Below are 16,882 nucleotides of genomic sequence, written 5' to 3'. Positions count from 1 at the left end.
ATGGCTAAAAAACCAGCGTATTCTCTTTTGGACACTAAGAAGTCCCTGTTTTTCAATACATAAGGAGAGTGACGGACATGACCCTTGGACAAGCCTTTAAGGCAAACCTGCTGGGCAACGCTCCCAACTGGTACAAACTCTGTATCCTGGCGTTCCTGATCATCAACCCGATCATCTGGTTCGCGGTGCCTGGCGGCCACTTCATTGCCGGCTGGGTGCTCATCTGCGAATTCATCTTCACCCTGGCCATGGCACTCAAGTGCTACCCGCTGCCTGCGGGCGGTCTGCTGGCCCTTCAGGCCGTGGCAATGGGCATGACCAGCGCCAAAAGCGTCTTCCATGAAGCCGAAAACAACTTCGAGGTCATCCTGCTGCTGATCTTCATGGTGGCGGGCATCTACTTCATGAAGGACCTGCTGCAGTTCACCTTCACCAAAATGCTGGTCCGCATCCGGTCCAAGATCGTCATCTCCCTGCTCTTCAGCTTCGCGGGCGCGTTCCTGTCCGCCTTCCTGGACGCCCTGACCGTCACCGCGGTGATCATCGCCGTGGCCTACGGCTTCTACAACGTCTACCATCGGTGGGCGTCCGGCGTGGACATGAGCTGCTCCCACGACCTGTGCAACGACGACACCGCAGAGATGAACCGCGAGGATCTCGTGACCTTCCGCGCCTATCTGCGCAACCTGATGATGCACGGCGCCGTGGGTACGGCCCTGGGCGGCGTGTGCACCATCGTGGGCGAGCCCCAGAACCTGCTCATCGGCACTGAAATGGGCTGGCACTTCATGGACTTCTTCATCATGGTCGCCCCCATCTCCATGCCCGTGCTGGCCACCGGCCTGCTGACCTGTGTCTGCCTGGAGCATTTCAAGCTCTTCGGCTACGGGCACCGCATGCCGGGCAACGTGCGGTCCATCCTCATGGAACAGTCGGCCCGCGACGAAGCCAAACGCGGCGCACGTGGCCGGATGAAGCTCATCATCCAGGCCCTCACGGGCGTCTGGCTGGTGCTGGCCCTGGGTTTCCACCTTGCCGAGGTGGGCATCATCGGCCTGTCGGTCATCGTCATCCTGACCTCCTTCAACGGTTTTACCGAGGAACACCAGCTCGGCAAGGCCTTTGAAGAGGCCCTGCCCTTCACCGCATTGCTGGTGGTCTTCTTCTCCATCGTGGCCGTGATCCACGACAACCACCTGTTCGCCCCGGTCATCCACTTCGTGCTTGATATGCAAGGACAGACCCAGTTGGCGGCCTACTATCTGGCCAACGGCCTGCTCTCCATGATTTCGGACAACGTGTTCGTGGCCACCGTGTACATCACCGAGACCAAGATGCACTTTGAAAGCGTTCTGAGCGCCCTGCCCGGCGTGACGGACGGCGCCGCCCTCATGGACAGGCTCACCGATGCGGAACTGGTCCGCGCCGACGTGATCGCCTCCTTGCCGCAGGGCATCCAGCAAACCGTGGCCACCACCATGACCAAGTTCGACCATTTGGCCGTGGCCATCAACACCGGCACCAACATCCCCAGCGTGGCGACCCCCAACGGGCAGGCAGCCTTCCTGTTCCTGCTGACCTCGGCCCTGGCCCCGGTCATCCGCCTGTCCTACGGCCGCATGGTCATACTGGCCCTGCCGTACACCATCACCATGTCCCTGGCCGGCCTTTTCGCGACCTGGCACATGGAAGACATCATGCACTTCATGGGCTACTAGAGGCGCATGCCATCGAACGCACAAGGCCCCGCTCCGGCGGGGCCTTTTTTGCGTCCTGTTGTCCAGATGTAACAACCCGTTGAATTTGCCCGTCATACGTCCTAGAGTGTGCCGAGCATAATTTTCGGAGGTTGCATGCAGATTTTCGTGACCGGTGCGGCTGGCACCGTGGGCTCGGCAATGGTGGGGGAACTGAAGGCGCGCGGATTTTCCGTGGTGGCGGGAGTGCGCGAGGAGTCCCGCGGGCAGGGGCTTGGCGCGGACGAGGTCCGGGCCATGGACCTGGCCGCCCCGGAAACCATTTTTCACGCCATGCAGGGGTGCCGGGGGATGGTCCTGGTGCTGCCCCTGGTGGAGCAGATGAAGAAATACGGCCATAATGCGGTGCTGGCCGCCAAGGAGGCGGGCATCGAGCACATTGTCCGTTCCTCGGGCATGGGTTCCTCGTTCGATGCGCATTGGAGGCTGGGCCGCGAGCACGGGGCCGTGGACCTGGCCGTGGAGCAGAGCGGCCTGGGCCACACCATCCTGCGGCCCAACGTGTTTATGCAGAATTTCACCACCCATCTTGCCGGAGCCGTGAAGCGGGGCGTGCTACCCCTGCCTTACAAGGAGGCCAGGGTCAGCTACACGGACGTGCGCGACATCGCGGCCTGTGCGGCGGCGGTTTTCGAGAATCGCGGGGAGCACGACGGTAAGGTTTATGCCCTGACCGGCCCCGAGCCCCTGACCGGCGCGGACGTGGCCTCGATCCTTTCCGATGCGGGCGTTCCCGTCGAATATGCGCCCGTGGAGGAACCGGAATACAGGCAGGCGCTTCTGGATGCGGGCGCGCCCCAGTGGAACGTGGACATGCTGGTAAGCCTGGCGCGCATCATCCGCCGCGACATGGCCTGGAACGTGACCGGAGCCGTGGAATACCTCACCGGGGCAAAACCGCGCAGCCTGGCGGCCTTCGCGGCCGAGCACGCCCACATCTGGAAATAGCGGCCGCCGGGGGAAAGGGAACATGGTCGACGACAAAGCCGCGCACAAGAAGCTCATGGGCATCATCCAGGAGATCGCCGCCGGCAATTATTCGGATGACATCATGGCCCTGACCGGCCCCGAATATCCGTCCGACGTGCAGGAGCTGGCCGAGGCCGTGGGCATGATGATGGTCAAGATCGAGGCCAGGGAATTCCACCTCGAACAGCTGCTGGAACGCATCAAGATCAATTCGCTGCAGACCGTGACCTCCATTGCCACGGCCCTGGGCCGCCGCGACGAGTATACCGAGGGGCATGGCGACCGGGTGGGGGCCTACAGCGCCCGCCTGGCCCTGCGCATGGGGCTTTCCGACGAGGAGGTCGAGGACGTGCGCATTGCGGGCATCCTGCACGACATCGGCAAGATCGGCTTCAGCGACCGCATGTTCTGCAACGAGGACACCTCCATGAACGAGGCCATGATGCTGGAGATTCGCTCCCATCCGCAATGGGGCTATGACATCCTGTCGAGCCTGAATTTCCTGGGGCCGGTGCTCGAATACGTCTACGCGCACCATGAGCGCCTGGACGGACGCGGTTATCCGCGCGGCCTGGAAGGGGACGAGATCCCCCTGGGCGCGCGGATCCTGGGCGTGGTGGACTGCTTTGACGCCATGACCACGGACCGGCCCTACCAGCGCGGCAGGCCCGCCGAAGTGGCCCTGGCCACCCTGGGCAGCATGGCCGATTCCGGCGCCCTGGATCCCGATGTGGTGGAGGCGTTCATGGAGGAGATCGAGGAGGGCGGCCTGGAAATGTAGCGGGGCTCCGCCCCTGCACCCCGGCAAAGGGAATAATTCCCTTTGCAAACCCTGATCTGCCAGTGCGTCTTTGCGATTCGCTTCTCTGCAAATCCGCACTGACGGAAACTGCAACAAAATTTATGTCGGGGCCGTCCTGGCCGTGTTGAAAATTCTCTTTGGAAACAAACCAGGCAAGCGAATGTAAGCCGAGCGGAGCGATGGCTATATCCGCTTGCTTGCATCAGGGTTCCCCAAGGGGATTATCCCCTTGGGCCGCCGGAGGCATCCCGGGACAAGATATCGCGCAGCGCCCCTTCCAGGTCCGGAAATCGGAATTGGTACCCGGCGCGCTGCAGGGCCTCGGGCAGGGCGAACTGCCCGGTGAGCAGCACTTCGTCGGCCATCTGCCCGAAGAGCGTGCGCAAGGCCGCGGCCGGGACCCGCAGCCAGGAGGGCCGCCCGAGCACCCGGCCCAGGGTGTGGGCAAAGCGGTTGTTGTCGCAGGGAGCCGGCGCCACCAGATTGTAGGCCCCGCGCTCCTCCTCGTTTTCCATGAGAAACCGGATGGCCCCGGCTTCGTCGGCCAGGTGGATCCAGGACATGCCCTGGTGGCCGTGCCCGGTGGGGCCGCCCAGGAACAGCCGGAACAAGGGCAGCATTTTTGCCAGGGCCCCGCCCTGGCCGAGCACCACGCCGGTGCGGATGACCACCCGGCGCACGCCCATGTCCCCCACCGTGCGGGTGGAAGCCTCCCACTGGCGGGTCACGTCGGCCAGGAATCCCGTGCCCGGAGGGCACTCCTCGTTCTGGGGCGTGCTCTTGTGCGGACCGTAATAGCCCACTGCCGAGGCCTGGACAAAGGCCCGTGGCTTCACCGAAACCTGGGAAATGACGTCCACCAGGCGCTGCCCGGCCATGAGCCTGCTTTCCAGGATGCGGCGCTTCCTGGCTTCGGTCCAGCGGCCGGCGATGTTTTCCCCGGCCAGGTTGACCACCACGGTGTCCTTGCCCATGACGGAATCCCAGTGCCCGCCGCCGTCCCAGTCCATGCCGATGACCCCGCCGTCAAAAAGCTCGCCCACGCGGGATGGCTTGCGGGAAAGGATCACGACCTCCCATCCGTTTTCCAGCAACTCGGCGCACAGGGCCCGGCCTATGAAGCCGGTCCCACCGGCAATGATAGCTCGCATGGCATGTTTCCTTGGTTGAAATGCCTTTTGAACATAGCACGCATGGAGGGGCGCGAAAATGATAAAGGCACGGAAAACCGTGCCTTTTGATTATTCTATGGTGGGGGGAACTATTGCCGCGCCTGCTGCACGGTTTCGTGGATCTTGGAGACCACGACCATGTTGCGGCCGTTGTTCTTGGCCTCGTACAGGGCCTTGTCCGCCTTGAGCAGCAGGTCCTCGTCGCGGGAGAGGCAGCCGGACTCGATGGAGGCCACGCCGATGCTGGCGGTCACCGAGAACTGGACGCCCTCGGAGGAAAAGACCGTTGCCTCCACGCGGGAGCGGATGCGCTCGGCCAGCATGTGGGCGTCCTTTTCGGTGGTATGCGGCAGCAGGACCACGAACTCCTCGCCCCCGTAACGGGCGGCCAGGTCAGTGGAGCGCAGCGCCTTGCGCAGGATGGTGCCCATTTCCTTGAGCACCATGTCCCCGGCCTTGTGGCCGTAGGTGTCGTTGACGCCCTTGAAGTGGTCCAGGTCGACCATGAGCAGGGACAGTTCGTGCCCGTAGCGCTGGCGGCGCTTGAGCTCGTAGACCAGCCTGTCGTCAAAGGTGTGACGGTTGTAGATGCGGGTCAGGGCGTCGTGGTCGGCGCGCAGCTTGACCTCCTTGAAGGTCAGGGCGTTGCGCAGGGCCAGGCCCAGGTGGCTGGCCGCAGCCTTGAAGGTCTCCACTTCGTCCTTGCCCATGCGCACTTCGCTGTCCACGGTGAGGACCAGGGACCCGAAGTGGGCGTTGCCGGCGGAAAGGGGCATGGTCACCACGCGGCCGTGGCGCTCCGCCGTGCCCATGGCCGGGCGGTTGAGCGGATCGATATGGGTCATCTGGAAGCCGCCGATGGCTCCGCCGCCCATGCGTTCGGCGCAGTCCATGAGGGTTTCCACCCACTCGTTTTCCTGCTTGGCGTCGGCCTTGCGGTCCAGGAACATTTCCACGTCCGTGAAACCGGTGGCCTCGTGATGATGCCAGAAAACCGCGTGCATCTCGTACACGGGCAGGAGCATGTTCAGGTTTTCCTTGGCGTTCGCCAGGATGATGGCCGGGTCAAGGCTCTCGGTGCAGACGGTCAGGATACGGTTGAGGAACAGAAGCTGGTCGGTCTTGCGGGCGAGCAGTTCGCGCTCCAGCATGATTTCCTCGGTCATGCGGTAGATGTCCGAGTACATGCTGGTGACTTCCTTGGCCCGGAACACGGCGTCCTGCACCTTGCGGCGGGTCAGGGGGGAGGTGACCACGGTCAGGAAGCCCTGCTCCAGGACCTGCTCCATTTCCACGGGCTCGTCCTGCTCATCCTGGATCAGGATGCGCTGGGTTTCCTCCAGACGCTTGTATTCGTCCTTCCGGTTGTCCGAAATCTGCTTCCAAACCTTCATGGGTATCCACGTGGCGGAAGGTCTTTCCGCCTGGTTGAGTTCCTTGTTCCAGGGCAGCTTGCCCTCGGGGAAGTTTCTTAGGAAGAACCCGGGACCGACTGCATTTTCGATCTGTTCCTTCTGCGCTTCGGTCAAACCGAGGCCCCACATCAATTCGGGGCGTTCTCCGCGTCTCATGTTTCCCTTCATGCCGGTACACTCCTCAACTGGTTCTGCGTCGAGTATCCGTCTCGACCCACTCCGATTTTGCAAAAACAGGGCCAAGTGCTCCCTGTTGCGGCAAAAGAGAATCGCCTGAGAATCATCATCCCGAATTCATTTGTTTTTTGATCAGGCCGTTTCGCCGGAACATGTGAACAAACCTTCACAAGGGGAACAATATTCCGACACCGTGCAGGGCAAAGTCTTTGACAAAGCAGACAAAGTCGGGTTTGACCTAGAAGCATGGGAACACAAAAAGGATTTTGGGGGACACTGGACCAGTTTTACGAAAGCGGCGGCATTCTGGGCCGCAAGGTCGCCAATGCCCGGTTCATGGATTTTCTCCTGGCCGCCGACCCCTTCGACGAATACCATTTCTTTCTGAACAGCCAGCCAGCGCGCCGTGACCTGCGGGCGACCTTGGCCTCCCTGGCTCCGAACATCGCGGCCAGGGAAGGGTTCAAGGTCATGGACCGCAGGGAGCTGCCCGACGCCCTGGCCAGGGGCGGCTACCGCTGCTTTCACCAGTCCGACTGCATCACCTACCAGCCCCACCTGGCCCGGCTGCGCAACGCCTACAGTCCGGAAATCTTTCCCATAACCGGCGTGACCCATTCCCTGAGCTATGCGGACTACGCCCGCCAGTTCCTGCAGCACCTCTGGCCCGGCGCAACCCCGCGCGACTGCATCGTCTCCACCTCCACGGCCGGGGTCCGGGCCGTGGAACAGTACCTGGAGGCCCTGCGCCGCGACTACGGGCTGAGCGACGCCTTTGCCCGGCCCAGCGTGCGCCGCGTGCCGCTGGGTATCGACCCCGGCACCTACACCCCGGGCCAGGGCGGCGGCGAAGTTTGCAACATCCTGGTCTTCGGGCGCATCTCGCATTTTTCCAAGATGGACCTGCTGCCCCTGTTCCGGGCCCTGCACCGGCTGTTCGCGGACGGGCTGGATCCTTCGGGCGTGCGCCTGGTCCTGGGCGGCTGGACCGAGGACGAGGACGACTTCACCCCCACCCTGGGCGAACTGGCCAGGAACATCGGCCTGGAGCTGGTTATCGAGGCCCGGCCCACCGAGGCGGAAAAGGTGCGCATCTTCCGCGAGGCCGACATCTTTGTGACCATTGCCGACAACCCGCAGGAGACCTTCGGGATCACCGTGCTGGAAGCCGCGGCCTTCGGGCTGCCCTGCATCGCCTCGGACTACGACGGGTACAAGGACCTGGTGGTGGACGGGGAAACCGGCATCCGGGTTCCCACGGTGGGCGCTGTCTCCACCCTGGACGCGGACCTCATGGCCCCGTTCGTCTTCGACAGCCAGTATCACCTCATGCTGGCCCAGCAGACCGTGGTGCGCATCCCGGACCTGGCCGAAGCTATCCGGTCGCTGGTGGAAAATTCGGACCTGCGCCGCTCCATGGGCGCCGCCGCCCGCAGGCGCGTGGAGGAAAACTATTCCTGGAGCGCGGTCATCCGGCAGTATGTGCAGCTCTGGGACGAGCTTTGGCGGGAGCCCGTGGACGAGGAAGCCCTGCGCGCCCTGCGCCATCCCGGGCACATCACCTATTCGGAGATCTTCGGCCACTACTGCACGCAAAACCTTTCGCCGGACATGGCGCTCAGGACCGGGCGCACGGGCGAGGCCATGTACCGGGGCAAGGACTTCCCCCTGCTCTATGCGGGCATGGAGCGGATCATCGATCCCGAGGTGCTCAGGAAAATCGCCTTCCTGGCCAGAAAATCCATCCATTGCGACGAGTTGCTTCGAAAAATCGCCGAGATTTCCTCCGCCATGCTGCGGGACAGGGCAGAATATCATGTCCTGTGGGCCCTGAAGCATGACATTCTCGAACTCCAGTAGTCCGTAATCCCGTATCCCCGCGAGGGGCTCCCGGAGGTCGCGCCATGAAAAAGCTCTCGGCGGCCCGCATGGAACAGTGCATCGGCTGTCATTCCTGCTCATTGGCCTGCGCTCGGCTGGTCCACAAGCAGCTTTCCTGGAACAAGGCGGGCATCCGCATCCGCTCGTCCGGCGGCATGGCCGCGGGGTTCGAGGCCAAGCTCTGCCTGGCCTGCTCCCCGGCTCCCTGCGCCGAGGCCTGCCCCACGGGCGCGCTTTCCCAGCGCAAGGGCGGCGGCGTGATCCAGAAGCGCAAGCTGTGCATCCGGTGCGGCAAATGCGCCGCGGCCTGCCCGGTGGACGCCATTTTCCTGGACCACCTGGTGAATCCCTATGTCTGCATCCATTGCGGGCGCTGCGTGGCCTTTTGTCCGCACGACTGTCTGGAGATGAAGGAAATTTCCGTCAAGGAGGAGGGGGCGTCATGATCCGCGATTTCTTCCGAGTTTCGGTGGTGGACCTGGACAGCGGACGCATGAACGTGGCCGAGCACGAGGGCCGCGACCTGGTGGCCGGGGGCGGCGGCCTGGCCGCCATGCTCTTCCGGGAATACGGTCATGCGGACCGGCCCTGGGACGACCCGGACCAGCCACTGATTTTCGCCATAGGCCCGCTCACGGGGTATTTCCCGCTCATGAGCAAGACGGTCTGCGCCTTCAAGTCCCCCTACCACGACCAATACAGCGAATCCCACGCGGGCGGGCGCTCGGCCCTGTCCATGCGCTTCGGGGACATGGACGCCCTGGTCATCAAGGGCCGCGCCAGGCGGCTTTCCGCCCTGTGTATCGGTGCGCGGCGTTTCGAGATCCGGGACGTGGAATTCCTGCGCGGCCGCGACACGCTCAGCTCGGGCAAGATCCTCCGGTCCATGTTCCCGGGCTCGGGCCGCCGCTCCATGCTGCGCATCGGTCCGGCGGGCGAAAACGGCTGCGCCTACGCCTGCATCAACGTGGACACCTACCGTCACTTCGGGCGCATGGGCGCGGGCGGGGTCATGGGCAGCAAAAATCTCAAGGCCATCGTCATCCTGGGCGACCGGGGCTTTGCCCTGCCCGAAACCCCTGCCTATCCCAAGCTGTTCCAGACACTTTACCAACAACTTACCGATACTGAGATCATGAACAAGTATCACGGGTTGGGGACTGCGGTAAACGTGGCACCGCTCAACGAGCTCAAAAGCCTGCCCTGGCGCAACCTCCAGGCCACCCACGACCCGGAGCCGGGCGGCATCACCGGCGAGAAGATGGCCGAGGAGCGCCTGCTGCGCAATGCGGCCTGCGCGGGCTGTCCCGTGGGCTGCATCCACATCGGCTACATCCGCGAGCAGTTCAAGAAGAACTACCAGTACCGCTATCGCCAGGTGGGCTACGACTACGAATTGCTCTTTGCCGTGGGCTCCATGCTCGGGGTCACGGATTCCTTCAACGCCCTGCAGCTCATGGACACCGTGGAGCTCATGGGCCTGGACGTCATGAGCGCGGGCGTGGCCCTGGCCTGGGCCACCGAGGCACTGGAAAAGGGCATCCTTACCGAGGAGCAGACCATTGTGCCGCTCCGCTTCGGGGATGCGGCCAACTATGAAAAGGCCATTGTCCACCTGGGCCGGGCCGAAAACGACTTCTACGCCCTGCTGGCCCGGGGGACGCTCAAGGCCGCCTCGGTGCTGGGGGGCGCGGATTTCGCCTGCGTGCTGGGCCAGGAAATGGCCGGATACGCCACGGGCGAGGTCTTTTTCGTGGCCGAGGCCCTGGGGTTCCGCCACGCCCACCTGGACACGGGCGGCTATTCCTACGACCAGAAGCACGAGGACAAGGACGTGCGGCGGGCCGTGGACTTCCTGGTGGAGGACGAGAAAAAGCGCTGTTTCCTCACGGCCATGGTCTCCTGCCTGTTCGCCAGGGGCGTCTACGGCGACGACATGCTGGGGCAGGCGCTGGAATCCGTGGGCTATGCCCGGCTGGCCCAGGACCAGGACTCGGTGGGCGAGAACATCCAGCGGCTGCGCTGGCGCACCCGGATCGAGACCGGCTACGACCCGGACGCCGTAGACATTCCCAAGCGCTACCAAGAGGTGGTCACCTGGAAGGGCGAGGTGGACCCGGAATACATGGCGGCCCTCAAGCGGGAATACGCCCGGCGGATCAGGGAGCTTGGCAAGCCCCCAGAAGAATAGCTGCCGAGTTTTTGGCGTCCGCAACCGGGGCATGAAGAGTTTCAGAAACAGATACTTATAGCGGATCAGCTCAGGATGGCCTCGATGGCCTCCATGAGCGCGTCCAGCTCCAGGGGCTTGGACAGGTATTCGTCCATGCCCGCCTCCAGGAAGCGTTCCCGGTCGCCCTGCATGGCATGGGCCGTGAGGGCGATGATGGGCACCGGAGTGCGGTTTTCCCGCTGTTCCTGCTCGCGGATGGCGGCGGTCGCGTCCAGCCCGTCCACGCCCGGCATCTGGATATCCATGAGAATGCACTGGAACTCGTGCTCCCGGAACAGGTCCAGAGCCTGCTGTCCGTCCTCGGCGGCAAAGACGCGGTACCCGTTCTTTTCCAGGTAGCGCTTGATGGTGAACCGGTTTACCTCGTCGTCCTCGGCCAGCAGCAGGGTGATGCCCGGCTTGGCGCATTCCTGGCAGCCGGCCGCTCCCTGCTCCCCTGGCAGGCAGCACAGGCAGCGGATGGTCAGGTAGAAGGTGGTGCCTTCCCCTTCCCGGGATTCCACGCTGATGGTGCCGCCCATGCGGTGCACCAGCTGGCGCACGATGCCCAGCCCCAGGCCCGTTCCATGATATTCCCGGGTGTAGGAGCCGTCGGCCTGGGTAAAGGGCTCGAAAATGTCGTCCAGCATGCGCTCGGGAATGCCTATGCCCGTGTCCGCGATCTCGAATCCCACCAGCAGTTCCGAGCCCTCCCGGCGCAGCAGGTCGGCCTGCACCCGCACGCTGCCCGAATGGGTGAACTTGACCGCGTTGCCCACCACGTTGAACAGCACCTGCCGGAGCCGGGCGTCGTCCCCGGCCAGCTGGGCGGGCAGACGGGGGTCGATCTCGTACCCCAGGCCGATACGCTTGTCCCGGGCCTGGACCGAAAAGCTGTGCAGCACGGTGCGCACGGTTTCCCGCAGGGTGAATTCGCGGCAGGCCAGCTCGAAGGTGCCCGCGTCCAGCTTGGAAAAGTCGAGAATGTCGTTGATGACCGAAAGCAGGCCCCGCCCGGATTCCAGGCAGGTGTCCACGTATTCCTTCTGTTCGCTGTCCAGGGTGGTGCCCCGCAGCAGCTGAAGCATGCCCAGCACCCCGTTCATGGGCGTACGGATCTCGTGGCTCATGTTGGCCAGGAACTGGTCCTTGGACTTGGCCGCGGCCTCGGCGGCCTCCTTGGCCCGGACCAGGGCCTCGCCCGCCTTTTTCTGCTCGGTGATGTCCCGGCCCATGCCCACGGTGCCGATGAGCGCCCCCGAGCTGTCGTAGAGCGGCGACTTGCGCACGTCGAGGACCATGTAGCGGTCCTTGACCATGCCGTCCTCGATGAACCGTCCCGGGGCCATGTCCTGGAGCACCACGGCGTCGCTGTCCACGCACTTTTCCCCGAAGGTGTAGGTGAAGCCCTGTTCGCGCAGGCGGTTGGCGAAAAAGAGATGGTTGTGCCCGATGGCGTCGACCCCGTCCCCGCAGAGCAGGGTCTCGTAGTTGGCCCGGTTGGAAAAGCGGTAGTTGCCGTCCAGGTCCTTGGCCCAGAGCATGTCGATCATGTTGTCGGACATGGCTTCCACCAGGTTGCGGTACTCCACCAGCGCTTCCTGGGTCTTCTTGAGCTCATTGATGTCCGTATGCGCGCCGACCATGCGGGTGGCGTTGCCGTCCTCGTCAAAGTCCACCACACGCCCCCGGCTCATGACCCAGTGCCAATCGCCGTCCTTGCGCCGGAGTCGGAATTCCTGGCGGAACGGTTCGCCGCTTTTGAAGGTTTCCACGGTCTCCCGTTCGACTAGGGGCAGGTCCTCCGGGTGCAGCAGGGTCCGCCAGCCTTCCTGCGAGGCAGGGAAGTCGCCCGGCTCGTACCCCACCATGGAATAGAAGGTCGGGGAGAACTGGCAGCGGCCCGTGCGCACGTCCCAGTCCCAGAGGCCGTCTTGGGTGGCGCCGAGCGCCAGCCGCAGCTGTTCCTCGCTTTCCTGCAGGGCCAGTTCGGCGCGGTGCCGTTCGGTCACGTCCATGGCGGAAATGAGCACCTGCTCCATGCTTTCCTCGCAGCCCGGAATGATGTTCAGGCTGCCGATGAACTGCCGGTGTTCGCCCTGGAGCGTCCGGTAGACGCCCTGGAGCGGGTAGGAGGTTTCGCCACGGGCCAGGGCGGCCAGCTCGCGCACGAACATTTCATAGGATTCTTCGGTAAAGAACTGCTGGAGGTTCTCGGTGATCTCCTCCTTGCTGAAAACCCCGAGCATCTTCATGCAGGCCCCGTTGACCCGCATCGGGCGGATGGCGGTGGTGCAGGCGCGCACCTCCTCGGGATGGGCCCGGAAATAGGATTCGTAGTCGTCGACGCCCAGGGCCCTGATGCGCTCCAGGTGTTCCCGGACTCCGGAGAAGTCCTCTTCCAGCAGGGAGATGGGCGAATTTTCAAACAGGCTGCGGTAGCGGAGCTCGCTGGCCTCCACGGTCTCCCGGACCCGGATCTGCTCGCTGACGTCCTGGAACAGCACGGCCATGAGCCCGGGGGTGAGCTGGAAGGCATAGACGTCGTATATGCCGGAGATGATGTCGTCGTCGCAGGAAAAATGATGGTGCAGCCAGGATTCCCCGGTGGCGGCCACGGCCCGGAACCGCTCGGGGATTTCCGTATCCCTCAGGCCGGGAAAGGCCTGCTCCATGGGGATGCCCAGGGCGTCGCGGCTGTCGAAACCGAGAATCCTGTCCGCCGCCGGGTTGGCGTCCATGAGCAGGAGCTCGTTCTTTTCCGTGAGCCGGAACATCTGGATGCCCACGGGCGAATGGCGGATCACGGCCCCGAAGCGCTCCCGGGTTTCGGCCAGGGCCTCCTCGGCCTGCCTGACGGCCGTGAGGTCGCGCACCACCGAGACGATGAAGCGCTCCCCGGACAGGGGATGGTCCCAGAGCATCTTCAGGGTGGTCAGGTGGTAGTAGTCGCCGTTGAGCAGCATGGTGCGCTCGTAGCTGGAAGGATGGCCGCTCTCCAGCACCCGGCGGTCGCACTGGGTGACCATGTCGGCCTCTTCGCGGGTGTGCACGTCGAAGTCGGTGATGTCCATGAGCTGGTCGCGGGTATACCCCAGCATGTCGCACAGGGCGTCGTTGGCGTATTTCCAGCGCAGGTTCGTGTCCTTGAGCAGCACGGGCACATGCAGGGCGTCCAGCACGCTGGTGACGGGCACCAGCATTTCCTGCTGGGCCTCGAGTTCGGCTACTCTCCTGCGCAGTTCCTCCACTTCTCTCCGAAGAATATTCTCTTGTTCGCTCATGTATTCCGTGCTCCGAACCTTGTTTTTGGTCCGCGCACCCTAGCACAGTCGGCTTTCGGGAGGAACCTCATGATTGTGGGTCGAGGCACATTTAAGTGGATTGACCCCCAAGATTCCTTGGGGCACCATGCCTCCCCATGCGAATCCTCTATCTGTGCCCGGATCTGGACGGCCCCTCCGGGGGCGTGGAACAGATCTACCACCATGTGCGGCTGCTGCATCAGGTGGGCCTGCCCGCGAGTGTGGTCCATTTTTCCGAAGGCTTCCGCTGGCCATTCGCCCCCGCGGACGTTCCCGCGACAAGCCTGGGATGCATGCGTCTGAGTCACGACGACCACCTGGTGCTGCCCGAGGGCTGGCTTTTGCCGGAGCTGCTCGCCCTGCCGGTGGAAAAGCATGTTTTCGTCCAGGGCCTGCTTCCCCTGTACGGCGGCATGAACGACACCGAATTTCCTTCGGACATACCCAGGGAAAATATTCTGTGCTGCTCCAAGATGCTGCGCTCCATGCTGGCGGAGTTCCTGGGGCTGCGCCCCACGCGCGTCCCCAATGCCGTGGACGCGAGTCTGTTCCGGCCCGGCAACAAGCGCAGGGCCGTGGCCTACATGCCGCGCAAGGAAAAGCGCTTCCTCTATGCGGTGAAGGGACTGTTCCAGGCGGCCTTTCCCGGACGCCGGGACGTGGAGTGGATTCCCGTCGAAAACATGACCAAGGAAGAGGCGGCCGAAGTCATGGGCTCCTGCTTCGCTTACCTGTCCACCAGCTTTTTCGAGGGATTCGGCATGCCGCCCCTGGAGGCCATGGCCTGCGAGACCATCGTGGTGGGCACCCACGGATACGGCGGCAGGGAGTTCGCAAACAGGGAAAACGGCTTCTGGTGCGACCAGGCCGACATTCCCCAGTGCGCCCGCCTGCTGGGCAAGGCGTTCGATCTTCTGGAAGCCGAGGACCCGGCCCTCGAAAGGATGCGCGCCGCAGGCCGGGAGACCGTGAAGGACTACACCCTGGACCACCAGAAGGTGGCCCTGCTCCGGTACTGGCAGAAGCGGCTGGGGTAGTTGGACAGCCGCTATTTCTTGTGGGCCAGGGCAGCCATGTCCATGAGCGGCTCGGGCTGGGTGACGATGCGGATGTCCTCGAAGCCGGTATCCTCCAGCAGCTTTCGGAGCGAGGACGGCGTGAACCCGGTCTTGTGGGCCATGAAATGGTTCCCCCTGGCCAGCCCGGGACGGTAGCCGTAGAGCATGTCGATGGGGGCGACGGGGCCCGCGGGCGGGGTGAACACCGGATCCATGAGCCTGTCCTCGGCAATGAGCCTGGCCACCTGCTGCAGGTCCGGGCAGGCGATGAGCACGTGCCCCCCGGCCCTGACCACGCGGAAGAACTCCCGCAAGGCCGTTTCGGCCTCATGGTAGTAGAGATGCTCCAGGTTGTGGGAGGAGAACACGGCGTCCACGCTGGCGTCTTCGATCATGCGCAGGTCGCGGATGTCGCCGACAATGTCGGGTTCCGCATTGGGATTGATGTCCAGTCGGACCTCCCGCCACTCGGGCGTGCGGTACTGCTCGGGCAGCTTGTCGTCCCGCTTCACGCCGCAGCCCACATGCAGCACCGTTTTTTCCGGCATGGATGGATCGCTTGGAGTATTCATGGTCTTGAAAGGTACAGAGGGGCCGTGGATTTATCAAGCGTACTCATGGAATAACCGATCATAAGCGAAACGCCCGCCTTCTTTCGAAAGCGGGCGTTTCTGTATGAGGTCGTCTGTCAGAGGAGACGGATATGGTTATGCGGCGTCGGTCGCAGGCTTCTTGGTGATGACGAACTTGACCAGGAAGAAAGCCAGGGCGACGGCGGCGGCAGCTGTGCCCGCGACCACGGAGATGGTGTAGTCCAGGTTCAGGCCGATCTGCGCGTTGCAGATGAAGGTCACGCAGACCGCGGTCATGAACACGGCCGGGATGGTGGCGATCCAGTGCAGCTTGGCGCGCTGGGCCAGGTACACGGCGGCGGTCCAGAGCACCAGGGTGGCCAGGCTCTGGTTGGCGAAGCCGAAGTAGCGCCAGATGGTGGAGAAGTTCTGGGTGGAGATGATGTACCCCAGCACGAACAGGGGCACAGCGATCAGCAGGCGCTTGACCGTGGCTTCCTGCTTGACCTTGAAGGTCTCGGCCACGATGAGGCGGGTGGAGCGGAACGCGGTGTCGCCCGAGGTGATGGGCAGCACGATGATGGCGGCGATGGCCAGCGCGCCGCCCACGGAGCCGAGCAGGGTGTTGGAGACTTCGGCCACCACGGCTGCGGGGCTGCCGGATGCGATGACTGCGGACAGGGCTTCCGGGGAAGCGTAGAAGGACAGGCCGATGGTGCACCAGATCAGGCCGATGATGCCTTCGATGACCATGGCGCCGTAGAACACGGAGCGGCCTTCGCGCTCGTTCTTGACGCAGCGGGCCATGAGCGGGGACTGGGTGGAGTGGAATCCGGAGATGGCGCCGCAGGACAGGGTGATGAACAGCAGCGGCCAGATAGGCTTGTCGCCCGGGTGCACGTTGGTCATGACGTCCAGGTTGGGCAGCAGTTCGTAGCCGCCCGCCAGCAGGGCGATGACCAGGGCCACGGTCATGGTCAGCAGCAGTGCGCCGAGCAGCGGGTAGATGCGGCCGATGACCTTGTCGATGGGCAGGATGGTTGCCAGGAAATAGTACCCGAAGATGGCGGCCACCAGGTAGCCGGTGTCGATGCCGGTCAGGCCGTTGAGCAGCTTGGCCGGGCTGAGCACGAAGACCACGCCCACGAGCATGAGCAGCACGAAGGAGAACACGCGCATGACCTGGCGGGCGGACATGCCCAGGTATTCACCCACGACCTCGGGCACGGAAGCGCCCTTGTTGCGCAGGGAGAGCATGCCGCTGAAGTAGTCGTGCACCGCACCCGCGAAGATGCAGCCGATGACGATCCAGAGCATGGCGGCCGGGCCGTACAGCGCGCCCAGGATGGGGCCGAAGATGGGGCCGATGCCCGCGATGTCCAGCACCTGGATGAAAATCAGTTTCCATTTGGGCATCGGCATGTAGTCGATGCCGTCCTGAAGGGCGTAGGCCGGGGTGGTGCGGGAAGCGTCCGGCGCAAAGACGCGGTCCATGAACTTGCCGTAGGTGTAGTAACCCACCACAAGCAGGGCGATACAGGCAAAGAAGAACAGCATGGTTG

The 16,882-nt window shown here is 63.7% G+C and carries 12 protein-coding genes; 7 read left to right on the top strand and 5 right to left on the bottom strand.

Annotation, left to right across the window (positions count from 1 at the left end):
- The first annotated feature begins 77 nt into the window (after window positions 1-77).
- The 3 genes from nhaB (at window position 78) to FGL65_RS02050 (ending at window position 3,507) form a co-directional block, all read left to right on the top strand.
- Window positions 78-1,718: a sodium/proton antiporter NhaB gene (nhaB, locus tag FGL65_RS02060; protein ID WP_147819411.1), complete on the top strand. Its 1,641-nt coding sequence runs from the start codon at window positions 78-80 to the stop codon at window positions 1,716-1,718.
- A gap of 135 nt (window positions 1,719-1,853) precedes the next feature.
- Window positions 1,854-2,705 (top strand): NmrA family NAD(P)-binding protein, encoded by an 852-nt coding sequence (locus FGL65_RS02055; protein ID WP_147819409.1) that lies wholly within the window; start codon window positions 1,854-1,856, stop codon window positions 2,703-2,705.
- A 22-nt stretch (window positions 2,706-2,727) separates the two neighbouring features.
- On the top strand, window positions 2,728-3,507 hold the full coding sequence (locus FGL65_RS02050; RefSeq protein ID WP_147819407.1) for an HD-GYP domain-containing protein: 780 nt from the start codon (window positions 2,728-2,730) through the stop codon (window positions 3,505-3,507).
- Between the two features lie 242 nt (window positions 3,508-3,749).
- Here the strand turns inward: FGL65_RS02050 and FGL65_RS02045 are convergent, their stop codons facing one another.
- Together FGL65_RS02045 and FGL65_RS02040 are read right to left on the bottom strand one after the other, a co-directional pair.
- A complete protein-coding gene (locus tag FGL65_RS02045; protein ID WP_147819405.1) occupies window positions 3,750-4,679 on the bottom strand; it encodes a TIGR01777 family oxidoreductase in 930 nt (309 codons plus the stop codon).
- A gap of 110 nt (window positions 4,680-4,789) precedes the next feature.
- A complete protein-coding gene (locus FGL65_RS02040) occupies window positions 4,790-6,283 on the bottom strand; it encodes a GGDEF domain-containing protein (RefSeq protein ID WP_250645547.1) in 1,494 nt (497 codons plus the stop codon).
- A 255-nt stretch (window positions 6,284-6,538) separates the two neighbouring features.
- Here FGL65_RS02040 and FGL65_RS02035 point away from each other — a divergent pair, with 255 nt between their 5' ends.
- The 3 genes from FGL65_RS02035 to FGL65_RS02025 are packed head-to-tail and all read left to right on the top strand — an operon-like array spanning window position 6,539 to window position 10,364.
- On the top strand, window positions 6,539-8,152 hold the full coding sequence (locus FGL65_RS02035) for a glycosyltransferase family 4 protein (RefSeq protein ID WP_147819403.1): 1,614 nt from the start codon (window positions 6,539-6,541) through the stop codon (window positions 8,150-8,152).
- Window positions 8,153-8,196: 44 nt separating this feature from the next.
- Window positions 8,197-8,619: a 4Fe-4S binding protein gene (locus FGL65_RS02030; protein WP_147819401.1), complete on the top strand. Its 423-nt coding sequence runs from the start codon at window positions 8,197-8,199 to the stop codon at window positions 8,617-8,619.
- Window positions 8,616-10,364 carry an aldehyde ferredoxin oxidoreductase N-terminal domain-containing protein gene (locus tag FGL65_RS02025; RefSeq protein WP_147819399.1) on the top strand — a complete coding sequence of 583 codons (1,749 nt, stop codon included), beginning with the start codon at window positions 8,616-8,618 and terminating at the stop codon, window positions 10,362-10,364. Before FGL65_RS02030 ends, FGL65_RS02025 begins: the two co-directional genes overlap by 4 nt.
- A 65-nt stretch (window positions 10,365-10,429) precedes the next feature.
- Here the strand turns inward: FGL65_RS02025 and FGL65_RS02020 are convergent, their stop codons facing one another.
- Window positions 10,430-13,669, bottom strand: a complete 3,240-nt coding sequence (locus FGL65_RS02020) for a PAS domain-containing hybrid sensor histidine kinase/response regulator (RefSeq protein ID WP_147819397.1) — start codon at window positions 13,667-13,669, stop codon at window positions 10,430-10,432.
- A 137-nt stretch (window positions 13,670-13,806) separates the two neighbouring features.
- Between FGL65_RS02020 and FGL65_RS02015 the strand changes: the two genes are divergently transcribed.
- On the top strand, window positions 13,807-14,727 hold the full coding sequence (locus FGL65_RS02015) for a glycosyltransferase family 4 protein (RefSeq protein WP_147819395.1): 921 nt from the start codon (window positions 13,807-13,809) through the stop codon (window positions 14,725-14,727).
- An 11-nt stretch (window positions 14,728-14,738) separates the two neighbouring features.
- Here FGL65_RS02015 and FGL65_RS02010 read toward each other — a convergent pair whose 3' ends face one another.
- Window positions 14,739-15,296 carry a class I SAM-dependent methyltransferase gene (locus FGL65_RS02010; protein WP_147819393.1) on the bottom strand — a complete coding sequence of 186 codons (558 nt, stop codon included), beginning with the start codon at window positions 15,294-15,296 and terminating at the stop codon, window positions 14,739-14,741.
- 159 nt (window positions 15,297-15,455) lie between these two features.
- Complete coding sequence (locus FGL65_RS02005) at window positions 15,456-16,877, bottom strand: carbon starvation CstA family protein (protein ID WP_147819391.1); 1,422 nt, start codon at window positions 16,875-16,877, stop codon at window positions 15,456-15,458.
- Window positions 16,878-16,882: the final 5 nt, after the last annotated feature.

It is taken from the genome of Salidesulfovibrio onnuriiensis (assembly GCF_008001235.1).
Lineage (GTDB): Bacteria > Desulfobacterota > Desulfovibrionia > Desulfovibrionales > Desulfovibrionaceae > Pseudodesulfovibrio > Pseudodesulfovibrio onnuriiensis.
This window is presented reverse-complemented; position numbering and strand designations above follow the sequence as displayed.